We start from the raw sequence: 12,194 nt of genomic DNA, 5'->3' as shown, positions 1-12,194 counted from the left end.
GCTCCGTTCGCAGCAAATCACCACAATCCGCCTCAAAGTTTCACTCCGATTCGCAGGATATCCATACAAGCAGGCTGAGGACGTCGTGCACAAGGCAGCATTCATCGCATCCGGCCTCTTCACGCTGGTCGCTCCGGCAGTCGCCGCCGATTTGCCGATCAAGGCTGTCAGGGCTCCCGAGCCACTCAATCTTTGGCAGGTCGAGGTCGGCGCACGGTTCTGGTACAGCATCGGCCGCACCGCCTACGACTTGCACACCAGCGGCTCGCGATCTTCGCCCGTCATCTCACGGCTCGACTATCACAACATGAGCACGCATTCGGGAGAGGTTTTCTTCCGGATCGACAGCCCCATGAAGTTCTTCGTAAAGGGCTACGGGGGATATGGAGGTATGACCGGCGGCACCATGAACGACGAGGATTTTCCGCCGTTCTTCAATGGGCCGTACACAAAGACGGAGAGCCAGACCCGCGGCATTCTTGGCTACGCCAGCCTCGATATCGGCTATTCCTTTTACGAGTCCCACCCGGTCAATGCGGAGCCGCGCCTTCGTCTGGGTGCCTTCGTCGGTTACCATTACCGCGGCGAACTGGCCGATGCATGGGGCTGCCGACAGACCGTGTCTGGCGGTCAGATCTGCGAAGGTGCCGGCGTCCTCGCCGGCAACGTCAAAGTCATCACCGAGCGAGACATCCTGCACAGCGTACGCGCCGGCGCCGTTGCCGATCTCTGGTTTACACCGGCGCTCAAGCTGACCGTCGATGCCGCCTACACTTATTCCGACGTGAGAGCTTTCGACACGCACTACTTCACCTTCGGCACCGAGCCCTCTCGCGGCTACGGCCATGGCTTCCAGCTCGAGACGGTCCTGTCTTACGCTGTTACGCCCAACGCAAATGTGGGAATTGGCGCCCGGTACTGGCACACCGGAATCAACGACTTCACCGAGCCTGCGAGCGGAGCAGCGGGGCAGGCGCAGACCTATCAGGTCGACCGATACGGCACCTTCATCCAGAGCAGCTTCAAGTTCTGAGCGAGGAAATTCGGGCCCGGGCCCAACAGGGTCCTCAAGGCTGCGTTCTGTCCGCCGGCGCCCTCACGAGGTCCCGGCAAGACCGGCGTCATTCAGCCGCTTGGCGAACCACACCGCCAATGCCCGGTCGGGCCCGCCGCCGAAATAGACGTCCGACAACATGACGCCGGATCTATCCAGCACCAGCAGCACGCCGATCGTGTAGGCGAACCAGACATTCGGATCGGTGAGCGCCCGCAGCTTGTGCTCGTCATGCTCCAGCGGCGTATGATTGTTCGCCTTCCGGATCTCGACCGCGAGCAGATTGTTCGGGATCTCGCGCTGATGCACGACGACATCGGGGTAGATCGACTTGCCGAGATGGTCGTCGGTCGAGATGATGGTGCCGTGCGGCAGGTGCAGCGTGCGCTCGCCGAGCCGGTCGTAGTTGCAATCGACTGACCAGCCCGAAAACTGCTTTTCCAGATACACGGCGAAGCGGTGCGTGACCGCCCGCTCGCCGATGTCCTTCTCGAACAGGAAATCCTCGTGGGCGTAGAAGTCCTGGAGCGCCGCGATCACCTTGTTGAGCTATGGCGGAATCTGGGTGATGACGGTGTGAGGAAGGCCGCGTATCGAGGCGGGTGACGAGCCTGCCAGAACCTCTCGAGGAGAGCGATACGCCATGACCGAGACTACCAATGTTCTTGCTTTCCGTCAGCCGTCCGCGGTTGATGATCCACTGACCGATATCGTTCGTGCCGGCGCGCGGGACCTGCTTGCCAGGGCGATCGAGATCGAGGTTGGCGCGTTTCTGGCCAGCACGGCCAATCTGACGCTGCCCGACGGTCGAGCGCGCCTGGTCCGACATGGGCACGGTCCGGTGCGCGAGATTGCGACCGGCATCGGTCCGGTGGAGGTCGCTCGTCCCAAGGTCCGCGACCGCGGAGCGAGCGGGCCAGACGACCGCCTCCGCTTCAGTTCGGCAATCCTGCCGCTATGGGCGCGGCGGACGAAGAGCCTGGATGCCTTGATCCCGGTCCTCTATTTGCGCGGCATCTCGACCGGCGACTTCCAGGAGGCGCTCTCGGCGCTGCTCGGCAAGGATGCGCCGAACCTGTCGCCTTCGGTGATCGCCGGCCTGAAGGCCGATTGGCAGGTCGAGTACGAACGCTGGCAGAGACGCGATCTGTCGGCGCGTCGCTATGTCTACATCTGGGCCGATGGCGTGTACCTGCAGGCCCGCATGGAAGATCACAGCGAATGCATGCTGGTGCTGATTGGCACCACGCCGGAAGGCAAGAAGGAGCTGATCGGCTTCCAGGTCGGCGTGCGCGAGAGCGCGCAGAGCTGGCGCGAACTCCTGATCGACCTGCGGCAACGCGGGTTACGGATTGCCCCGCAACTCGCCATCGGCGACGGCGCCCTCGGCTTCTGGAAGGCACTGGACGAGGCCTTTCCCGGAACGCGGCACCAACGATGCTGGTGCCATAAAGTGAGCAACGTACTCGACAAGGTCGCCAAATCCGTGCAGGGCCCCATGAAGAACGACCTGCGGAACATCTATCTGGCCCCACACCGGGCCGAAGCTGAAACCGCGATCGACGTCTTCGTCGAGAAATACCACGTCAAATACGGACGTGCGGTGGAGTGCCTGATCAAGGATCGCCATGCGCTGCTCGCCTTCTTCGACTTCCCTGCTGAGCACTGGATCCACCTACGCAGCTCGAACCCGATCGAGAGCGTCTTCGCCACGGTGCGCCACCGAACGGTGCGGACCAAGGGATCGCTGTCGCAACAAACTGCGAAGCTGATGGTGTTCAAGCTCATCGACGCCGCATCGAAGACCTGGCGGCGATTGAAGAGCACGAACCAGTTGCCGAAAGTCATCGCCGGTGTAAAGTTCATCGACGGAATCGAAGTCATTCCGAACACTGAAAGCCACGCCGCCTGATCAGGCCGCGTCACCCAAAATCAGCCATAGCTCCACCTTGTTCAGCTCGGTCTGCATCGTGCCTCCCGACCAACGCGCGTGCACGCCACATTCTCGGTGTCGTCCCGGCGAACGCCGGGACCCATACCGCGAGGTCTATCGAGTGCGCGCGGTGCGCGTACCGGACCCCGAGTCTTCGCCAAATCTCTCCCTGGGGTTATGGGTCCCGGCGTTCGCCGGGACGACGTGGGGAGAGAGCCTGGCCAACCAACGCTCCTACATCTGGACTTCGATCAGCCGCGGCCCAGGCTCGGCGACCGCTTCGGCCAGCGCCTTGTTGAACTCGTCGGCATTGGCGACAGCGCGGCCTGGCACGCCCATGCCCTTGGCCAGCGCGACGAAATCGAGCGTCGGACGGTCGAGCCTGAGCATGTCGTTGGCGCGCTGGCCGGGCTCGCCCGCGCCGACATTGTCGAACTCGCCGCGCAGGATCTGGTAGATGCGGTTGGCGAACACGATGGTGACGATGCCGAGGTTCTCGCGCGCCTGCGTCCACAGCGACTGGATCGTGTACATCGCGCTGCCGTCGCCGACCATGGTGATCACCTTGCGATCCGGACAGGCGATCGCAGCGCCGATCGACAGCGGCGTGGAGAAGCCGATCGAGCCGCCCATGTTCTGGAGCCAGTCGTGCGGGGCGGCCGCCGCCGTCGGCGGGAAGAAGCCGCGGCCGGTGGTCAGGGATTCGTCGACCATGATCGCGTTCTCGGGGATCGCACAGGCGATCGCCTGCGCGATCGAGGCGAAGGTGAGCGCGCCGGTCGGCTTGACCAGTTCGGCCAAAGCCTGCGGCTTGACGTCCCTGGCGCCGGCCTTCACCGCGCCGGCGAGCGCCTCCAGCGCCGCGACCGAGTTCTCGCCCCAGGAGGTCATGCGATGGACCTCGCAGCCTTGCGGCTTGAGCATGCTCGGCTTGTTCGGATAGGCGAAGAAGGCCACGGGATCGTCGGACTCGACCAGCACGATGTGACGGAACTTGGCCAGCATCGGCAGGGCCTGATCGATGACATAGTGGATGCGATCGATCGAGAAACGGCCGCGGCCGCGCGCCATCTTGGGGCGGAAGGTCGGGCCCATCACCGTGCAGCCGGTCTTGCCGGCGATGCGCTCGGCAAGCGCCAGGCCGTGCTCGCTCAGGGCGCTCCCGGTCATCAGGAGCAGCGTGCCCTCGCCGTCGCCATGCAGGATTCTTGCGGCCCGCTCGACCGCCTGCGGCGAATAGCTCGCGCGTTGCTGCTCGGCCGGAACCTCGGCGATGCCGTCGGCCTCGTTCCAGGCGGTGTCGGCGGGCAGGATCAGGGTCGCGATCTGCGGCGGCGCGCTTTTGGCGGCGGCAATCGCCGCGGCACCGTCGGCGGCGACCGATTTGGCGTCCGGCGAGGTGCGGACCCAGGACGACATCGGCCGGGCCAGGCCCTCGATGTCGGAGGTCAGAGGCGCGTTGTAGCCGATATGGTAGACGGCGTGCTGGCCGACGATGTTGACGATGCCGGAGTTCGCCTTCTTGGCATTGTGCAGATTGGCAAGCCCGTTGGCGAGGCCGGGGCCGAGATGCAGCAGCGTCGAGGCCGGCGTTCCCTTCATGCGGAAATAGCCGTCGGCAGCGCCCGTCACCACGCCCTCGAACAGGCCGAGCACGCAACGCATGCCCGGCACGCGGTCGAGCGCTGCGACAAAATGCATCTCGGAGGTACCGGGGTTGGTGAAGCAGACGTCCACCCCACCCTTAACCATCGTCCGCACCAGGCTTTCCGCACCGTTCATCCAAAGCTCCCGTAGCCGGCCATGTCCAGATATCCGTCCGATCAATCATTGTTCGCGCGTCCCGTCAAAGCAATAGCCGGCATCGCCGCCCTGCCCCGCGCGACGATGCGCCGGTTTGGCTAATGGTTTTCGGCAAATTGTGGTTGCCGATTTGGTAACGCCGATGGTCAAGCATGGCATCCCTCACGGGCCCGTGGCTTGCGGAATGCCCGCAAATATGGCCTGTGGCATTCATTGAATCGATTTCTTTCTGGGGGAGACAATGATCCGGTTTTTTGCCGCGCCGATTGCCGCCATCGCACTGCTGTCGGCCATGGCGGGTGGCGCGCTCGCCGAAGAGTTCGACACGCGCGACATCATGGGCGGCGGCCCGAACTTCTTCCGTTCCGGCGCCAATCCCGTTCCCCGCACCACCGTCATGTACAATGGCAACTACGCCCCCGGCACGATCGTGGTGAACACCAGCGAGCGCCGGCTCTATCTGGTGCTCCAGAACGGCCAGGCCCTGCGCTACGGCATCGGCGTCGGCCGCGACGGCTTCCGCTGGGGCGGGGTGCACAAGATCACCGCCAAGAGGGAATGGCCGGACTGGACGCCGCCGTCGCAGATGCTGGCCCGCCGGCCCGACCTGCCGCGCCACATGAAGGGCGGCGTCGACAATCCGCTCGGCGCCCGCGCGATGTATCTTGGCTCGACGCTGTACCGCATCCACGGCTCCAACGAGCCGGAGACGATCGGCCAGGCGGTCTCCTCGGGCTGCTTCCGCATGACCAATGACGACGTCACCGATCTCTACAGCCGTGTCGCGGTCGGCACCACTGTTGTGGTGCTGAACAACTGAAGCAAGACCGGAGCCTTTGAACGCGGCGGAACCGCAGGGCGCGTGAATTTGCGGACTTGTGCGCGCGGGGCGAATGCGGCAGCGTCGGGCAACGATGAGTGCATTGACTCCGTCCTCGCCCGCCCTTCGCTTCGCCCTATTGGCGCTTGCCGCGTTCATATTGGTGCCTGACACCGCCTCCATGGCCGCCGCGGGCGAATTGCCCGCGGTGTCCTCGCGCCAGCGCGCCGAGAAGAAGAGCTTCACCGACGGCGAGATCGTCGACGGCTTCCTGAAGACGGCATTCGGTGCCGAATATCATCTCGCCGGCCGTGTCGACCGCATCCGCAAGTTCGACGGGCCGGTGCGCGTGTTCGCCGAGAGCGACCGCGCCGACCGCAAGACGCAGCTCGCAAAAGTCGTGGCCGATATCGGCAGGCGCGTGCAGCATCTCGACATCGCCATGATCGACACCAACGAAGCGGCGAATGTGCGGGTGAAGCTGGTGCGCGACCGCGACCTCTACCGCACCATCTCGAGCTTCTACGGAGCCGAGAAGGCGCGCGAGATTCGCACCTCGCTCGACCCGCAATGCCTGTCCGGCTTTCGCAAGAACGACGATTTCGAGATCGAGCATTCCGACGTCATCCTCACCGTCGACAACGGCGATTTCGTCTTCCTCGACTGCGCCTATGAGGAGCTCCTGCAATCGCTCGGGCCCATCAACGACACCGCGAGCGTGCCGTGGACCATGTTCAACGACAACGTCTCGATGGGCTATTTCGACGTCTACGACCAGTACATCCTCAACCTGCTCTACGATCCCCGCATCAAGGCGGGCATGACCGTGGCCGAGGTCAAGGCGGTGCTGCCCGCCGTGCTCAAGGATGTGCGGGCGTGGGTGAAGCGGGTGAATGACCTGAAGGAGTGAGGTCGTGCTTACCCTCCCCTTGAGGGGGAGGGTCGGCTCGCATTGAGCGCAGCGAAATGTGAGACGGGGTGGGGTGATCTATCCTCACGGGGACTGCCCGAGTGGAGAGATCACCCCACCCCGCTCGCGCTGCGCGCGATCGACCCTCCCCCTCCAGGGGAGGGTGAGCTCGGCGCCCGCTCGGACCTATTGCACCAGATCAGCCACAGTCGTCGCGGCCTTCAGCCCGGTGCCGGTGAGGACCGCGACCGTGGTCTCCGTCGCCTTGATCGCACCAGCGGCTGCGAGCTTGTCCAGTGCCGCCGCCGCGCTGGCGCTGGTCGGCTCGGCGAACAGGCCCTGGAGCGCGAGACGGCGCAGCGCGGCGACGACGTCCTCGGTAAGGGCAATCGTGCGACCACCGCTCTCGCGCAAGGCGCCGATGATCTCGCGCAGGCGCAGGGGATTCTTGATCGCGGTGCCTTCGGCGATGGTCTTGTGCACCTCGCGCACGACAGGCGTATCGACGCCGGCCTTGAAGCTCGCATCGATCGGCGAGCAATTCAGCGGCTGCGCCGCGAACAGGCGCGGCAGCTTCGATATCTGCCCGGCCTTCAAGAGCTCGCGGAAGCCGAAGGCGCAGCCGAGCAGGCTGCTGCCGGCGCCGACGGGAACGATGACGTTGTCGGGTGCGCGAAAGCCGAGATCCTCCCAGATCTCGTAGGCGAGCGATTTGGTGCCTTCGAGGAAGAACGGCTGCCAATTGTGGCTGGCGTAGAAGGTCTGGCTCGACTGGCGGATGGCCTCGGCTTCCGACTCCTCGCGTGGCCCTTCGACGAGTTGCACCTCGGCGCCATACGCCCTCACCTGCGCGATCTTGGCCGGCGACGTGGACGCGGGCGCGAGGATCTTCACGCGCATGCCGCCGGCGGCGCCCAGCCCTGCCATCGACGAGCCGCCATTGCCCGACGAGTCCTCCAGAATGGCGTCGACACCGATCTGTCGCAGGAAAGACAACATCACGGAAGAGCCGCGGTCCTTGAAGCTAGAGCTGGCCCCGGTTGTTTGGACAGCGCCCCGCTGGATTTAAGTGGATTCCTGCCGGGTTATGCTGAACGCGGGGCTTTACGGTTTTGTCGTTGCGTCGGGAGGGCGTAGCCCGACCAGAGCGACGACAAAACCGTCGGCGACGGTCATGCGGCCATCACCATAGCTTGCGTGCCGAAGTAAGCCTCGTCGGGCGTGCGCCCGTCAAGGCTCGAGTGAGGGCGTCCCTGATTGTAGAAGGCCAGATACTTGGCAATTGACGCTCGCGCCTCGGACACGCTGTCGTAGGCGCGGAGATATACTTCTTCGTATTTGACCGTGCGCCAGAGCCGCTCGACAAACACGTTGTCGCGCCAGGCGCCCTTGCCGTCCATGCTGATGGCGATCTTCGCGTCCAGCAGCACATCGGTGAACTCGAGGCTGGTGAACTGGCTGCCCTGATCCGTGTTGAAAATCTCGGGCCTGCCGTGCTTCGCCAACGCCTCCTGGACCGCTTCGACGCAGAAGGCCGCCTCCATTGTGATCGAGACGCGATGGGCCAGGACCCGTCGGCTGAACACATCGACGACCGCCGCGAGATAGACGAAGCCACGCCGCATCGGAATGTAGGTGATGTCCATTGCCCACGCATGGTCGGGCCGCTCGATCTTCAATCCGCGCAACAGGTACGGGTAGATCTTGTGACCCGGAGCCGGCTTGCTCGTGTTCGGGCGACGATAGACCGCCTCGATCCCCATGCGCTTCATCAGCGTCGCGATGTGGCGGCGACCGGCGTATACGCCCTCCCGCCGCAGCAACGATCGCAGCATACGCGCTCCCGCGAAGGGATAATCGAGATGCAGCTCATCGAGCCGACGCATCAAGGCAAGGTCCTCGGCCGAAACTGGCCGAGGTTCATAGTAGACCGTGCTGCGAGCCAGCTTCAGGACCTTCGCCTGGCGCACGATAGAAAGATCATGACCGCGGTCGATCATCGCTTTGCGCTCAGCAGGCCCGCCTTGGTGAGCGCGCCGGACAAAAAATCGTTTTCCAACGCCAGCTCGCCGATCTTGGCATGTAACGCCTTCAAATCGACCGGCGTCTCGGCCGATGTCTTGTCATGCCCAAACACGCCGGCGGCGCCTTCCAGGAGCTGGTTTTTCCAGATCGTGATCTGGTTCGGATGAACATCAAACAGTTGCGCCAGCTCCGCCAGTGTCTTGTCGCCTTTGACCGCAGCCAAAGCAACCTTCGCCTTGAATGCCGGAGAATGCGTCCGGCGGCTCTTCTTCGTCATCTTCGCTCCTGATTCGCAGCAAGAATCCTCGCCGCTGTCAGGCAGAAAATCCACTCAAGCTACTGTCCGAATTTGCGGGGCCAGCTCTGCTGCCGGTCGGATTGAACCATTCGAGCTTGAAGAAGGGCCGCAGGTCCCCCCAACCTTGCGGGATCAGCAGCGTGCAGCCCTCGCCGAGCGAGATCGGATTGGCGATCTCGACCGGCAATGCCGCGCGGTAGCGCCACAGCGACCGCGTCCGGCCATCGATGTCCGCGCGCGAGATGCCGGCACCCGGCGTCACCAGCAGCGGCGTGCGCTCGTCCGAGCACCAGCGCGGCTGGTCGAGCGGATAGAGCTGTCCGTTGCGGGGGTCGATGTAGCTGGCGGCGGGCATTGGGGGTCTCCAAGTCAAGGACGATCTTCGATCGGACGGATGACACGTTTAGTCCGGGATTCGACGCTGGCCGAGCGAAACGACACACACACCCTTGAAAACATGAAAAGTATAAATACTTCAATTCCTTAGCTGATCTCGCCGCAAAGCGGCGCGCTTGGCCCGCGCGAGGACCCGGCGCTGAAGGCGACCCCTGCAAGCCCGCCAATGACGGGAATTTGGTCGCAAACCGCCCTGCTCGCCCGGCACGATTAACTTGTCTGTCGTCGCCGGCCGCTACAATATGTTGGATTGAGCTTGCGCCGCCGCTGTTCCTGTCAGGCAACGCAAGCGAGCCAGGCCCGTCCCAGCGGCGGGCCGTTGGCTTTTTGGGAGCCTGGACATGAGCCGTGCCAACCGTACCGACCACATCCGCCTCACCTCCCATCCGGAGCCGGGCAGGAAGGCCGCCTTTCCGATCCATTGGGGCGCCACTGACGCGCGCGCCCGCGGGCCGATCATCGGCACGGTGTCGCGCACCGGGGATCGCAACGTGATCGGCAGCCATGGCGGGTCCTACGCGATGTACCGCGCGCTCGCCGTCTCCGCCGGCGCGCTCGATCCCATCCGGCGCCCCGACCTCACCAACACCTTTCCCGCCGCGACCATCGGGCCGTTCCCGCAATGGAGCGATCCCACCAAGATCGTCGCGCTCGATCCCTGGGGGCATCTCGTCGCCGAGAACTTCCGCCAGGAGATCGCCGAAGGCGCCGACATCCGCCCGAGCATCGCGGTGACGCGGGCGCGGCTGGACCTGCCGGAAATCCGCGAGGCGCTGGCCGCAAAGCGGCTCCGTGCCGACGGCGAGGTCGTGCATGCCAATGGCAGCGTCTCCGTGGTGAAGATCGCGATCGATCCGGTCTGGTACCTGCCGGGGCTTGCCGCGCGCTTCGGCACCGGCGAGACCGAGCTGCGGCGTACGCTGTTCGAGCAGACCGCCGGCATGTTCCCGGAGCTGGTGACGCGGCCGGACATGAAAGTGTTCCTGCCGCCGATCGGTGGCACCACGGTCTATCTGTTCGGCGACGTCACCAAGCTGCCGGACCATCGCACCAGGATCACCTGCCGCGTGCATGACGAGTGCAACGGCTCCGACGTGTTCGGCTCCGACATCTGCACCTGCCGGCCCTACCTGATCCACGGCATCGAGGAATCCGCGCGCGGCGCCCAGGAGGGCGGGCTCGGGCTCGTCGTCTACAACCGCAAGGAGGGCCGCGCACTCGGCGAGGTCACGAAATTCCTGGTCTACAACGCCCGCAAGCGCCAGGAGGATGGCGATGCGGCCGCCGCCTATTTCGAGCGCACCGAATGCGTCGCCGGCGTCCAGGACGCACGCTTCCAGCAATTGATGCCGGATACCATACACTGGCTGGGCCTCAAGCGCATCGACCGTTTCCTGTCGATGAGCGACATGAAACACGACGCGCTGACCTCGCAGGGCATCGACATCGTCGAGCGCGTACCGATCCCGCTGGAGCTGATCCCGGCCGATGCCCATGTCGAGATCGCCGCGAAGAAGGCCGCCGGTTACTACTCGACCGACATCGCGCCGGAGCAGGACGTGAACGGCGTGGTCGGGCGTTCGCTGGAAAAATACTGATCGCGCGATGGCGGACGCATTGGAACTACAGGCACGCTCGCTGCTCACCGCAAAGGCGGTGCGCGCGCGGGCGGGGCAGATGCTCGATCTCGGCCTTGCCGGCAAGCTCTCACATTTCACGATCGATCTCGACCGCATGGATGGGGTCGCGGAGGCGGTGCTTGCGGTCACGCGCAAGGCCTATCCGACGCTGGATGTCCCCTTCCACGCGCGGTGGCGGCATTTTGTGCTTGGCGGCGTCGACCGTTGGGAGCGGCTTGCCGATGCTGCGTCCTGGCCGGATCGCGCCGCGCGGGCGCGCGCGGAATTCGACCTCGCCATCGTCAGCGTGCTGCTCGATGCCGGCGCGGGCGCTGCGTGGCGATACCGCGACGCAGCGACGGGCGAAGCCATCGGCCGCTCCGAAGGGCTTGCGATCGCGAGTCTCGACATGTTCGCGAGCGGCCTCTTCTCGCGCGATGCGCGTGCGTCATTCAGGGCCGATGCGGATGTGCTCGCAATGCTGCCGCCCGCCGCACTCACATCCGCCTTTCAGGCGAGCGACGCCAATCCGCTGCTCGGCCTCGAAGGGCGCACCGATCTGCTGCGACGACTGGGCAAGCTGGTGACAGAGCGTGCGGACGTGTTCGGCTTGCACGACACGCCGCGGCCGGGCGGCCTGTTCGATCACATCGCGGCGCAGGCGGATGGCGGTGCCATCGCCGCGCCCGCAATCCTGTCGGCGGTGCTGAACCAGCTCGGACCGATCTGGCCGTCACGGCTCGAACTCGCCGGCATTCCGCTCGGCGATTGCTGGCGTCATCCCGCCATCACGGCGGACGACGCAACTGCGGGCCTCGTCCCCTTGCACAAGCTGTCGCAATGGCTGAGCTATTCGCTGATCGAGCCGCTCCAGCGCGCCGGCTTCGCGGTCACCGACATCGACGGCCTGACCGGGCTGGCCGAATATCGCAATGGCGGACTGTTCGTCGATCACGAGGTGCTGCGCCTGCGCGACGTCGCCGACGCCGAGCTTGCGCATGCGGTGGATTCGCTGCTCGTCGTGGAGTGGCGCGCGCTGACGGTCGCGCTGCTGGATCGGCTGGCCGACCTGGTTCGCGCCAAGCTTGGCCGCTCGCCGGAGACATTGCCGCTCGCCAGCGTCCTGGAAGGCGGCACCTGGGCCGCAGGCCGCACGATTGCCTTTTCGCGCCGTCCCGATGGTTCGCCGCCGCTCAAGGTGATCAGCGACGGTACCGTGTTCTAACCCTCTCCCCTTGTGGGAGAGGGTGGCTTCGCGAAAGCGAAGCCGGGTGAGGGGTTGTCTCCGCGGGCATATCTCTCGCTTGAGTTCGTGGAAGCAGACCCCTCATCCGGC

At 64.9% G+C, this 12,194-nt stretch carries 9 protein-coding genes and 2 pseudogenes; 6 read left to right on the top strand and 5 right to left on the bottom strand.

Annotated features, from left to right (window positions below; translation table 11 throughout):
- Positions 1–85 precede the first annotated feature (85 nt).
- Positions 86–1,033, top strand: coding sequence for a hypothetical protein (locus tag ABIF91_RS23635; RefSeq protein ID WP_155252137.1), 948 nt, complete (start codon positions 86–88; stop codon positions 1,031–1,033).
- A 63-nt stretch (positions 1,034–1,096) separates the two neighbouring features.
- On the opposite strand, the gene ABIF91_RS23630 is transcribed toward ABIF91_RS23635, so the two are convergent.
- The gene (locus ABIF91_RS23630) at positions 1,097–1,594 is read right to left on the bottom strand and encodes a hypothetical protein (protein ID WP_028182140.1); all 498 of its coding nucleotides are present in this window, start codon (positions 1,592–1,594) and stop codon (positions 1,097–1,099) included.
- 103 nt (positions 1,595–1,697) lie between these two features.
- Here ABIF91_RS23630 and ABIF91_RS23625 point away from each other — a divergent pair, with 103 nt between their 5' ends.
- A complete protein-coding gene (locus ABIF91_RS23625; protein ID WP_424579426.1) occupies positions 1,698–2,966 on the top strand; it encodes an IS256 family transposase in 1,269 nt (422 codons plus the stop codon).
- Positions 2,967–3,221: 255 nt separating this feature from the next.
- On the opposite strand, the gene ABIF91_RS23620 is transcribed toward ABIF91_RS23625, so the two are convergent.
- Entirely contained in the window at positions 3,222–4,769 is a 1,548-nt protein-coding gene (locus tag ABIF91_RS23620; protein WP_028179171.1) for an acetolactate synthase large subunit, read from the bottom strand.
- A 262-nt stretch (positions 4,770–5,031) separates the two neighbouring features.
- On the opposite strand from ABIF91_RS23620, the gene ABIF91_RS23615 reads away from it, so the two are divergent.
- Positions 5,032–5,610: a L,D-transpeptidase gene (locus tag ABIF91_RS23615; RefSeq protein ID WP_028179170.1), complete on the top strand. Its 579-nt coding sequence runs from the start codon at positions 5,032–5,034 to the stop codon at positions 5,608–5,610.
- A 94-nt stretch (positions 5,611–5,704) separates the two neighbouring features.
- Positions 5,705–6,520: a DUF2927 domain-containing protein gene (locus ABIF91_RS23610; RefSeq protein ID WP_028179169.1), complete on the top strand. Its 816-nt coding sequence runs from the start codon at positions 5,705–5,707 to the stop codon at positions 6,518–6,520.
- Positions 6,521–6,706: 186 nt separating this feature from the next.
- Here ABIF91_RS23610 and ABIF91_RS23605 read toward each other — a convergent pair.
- From ABIF91_RS23605 to ABIF91_RS23595, 3 genes and pseudogenes are all read right to left on the bottom strand, one after another.
- Positions 6,707–7,552, bottom strand: a pseudogene (locus ABIF91_RS23605) (threonine synthase); the annotation flags it as partial.
- A gap of 140 nt (positions 7,553–7,692) precedes the next feature.
- Positions 7,693–8,822 (bottom strand): IS3-like element ISRj2 family transposase gene (locus tag ABIF91_RS23600; protein WP_086023025.1). Its coding sequence is split into 2 segments (ribosomal slippage): positions 7,693–8,570 and positions 8,570–8,822, totalling 1,131 coding nucleotides; the frame shifts between segments, so codons are not numbered across the junction.
- Positions 8,823–8,910: 88 nt separating this feature from the next.
- A pseudogene (locus ABIF91_RS23595) lies at positions 8,911–9,198 on the bottom strand (pyridoxal-5'-phosphate-dependent protein subunit beta); the annotation flags it as partial.
- Positions 9,199–9,580: 382 nt separating this feature from the next.
- On the opposite strand from ABIF91_RS23595, the gene ABIF91_RS23590 reads away from it, so the two are divergent.
- Positions 9,581–10,837, top strand: coding sequence for a GTP cyclohydrolase II (locus ABIF91_RS23590; protein ID WP_271527709.1), 1,257 nt, complete (start codon positions 9,581–9,583; stop codon positions 10,835–10,837).
- A gap of 7 nt (positions 10,838–10,844) precedes the next feature.
- A complete protein-coding gene (locus ABIF91_RS23585; RefSeq protein ID WP_028179166.1) occupies positions 10,845–12,083 on the top strand; it encodes a URC4/urg3 family protein in 1,239 nt (412 codons plus the stop codon).
- The last annotated feature ends 111 nt before the right edge of the window (positions 12,084–12,194 follow it).

Source organism: Bradyrhizobium sp. USDA 241 (assembly GCF_049739505.1).
Classification (GTDB): Bacteria; Pseudomonadota; Alphaproteobacteria; order Rhizobiales; family Xanthobacteraceae; genus Bradyrhizobium; species Bradyrhizobium liaoningense.
This window is presented reverse-complemented; position numbering and strand designations above follow the sequence as displayed.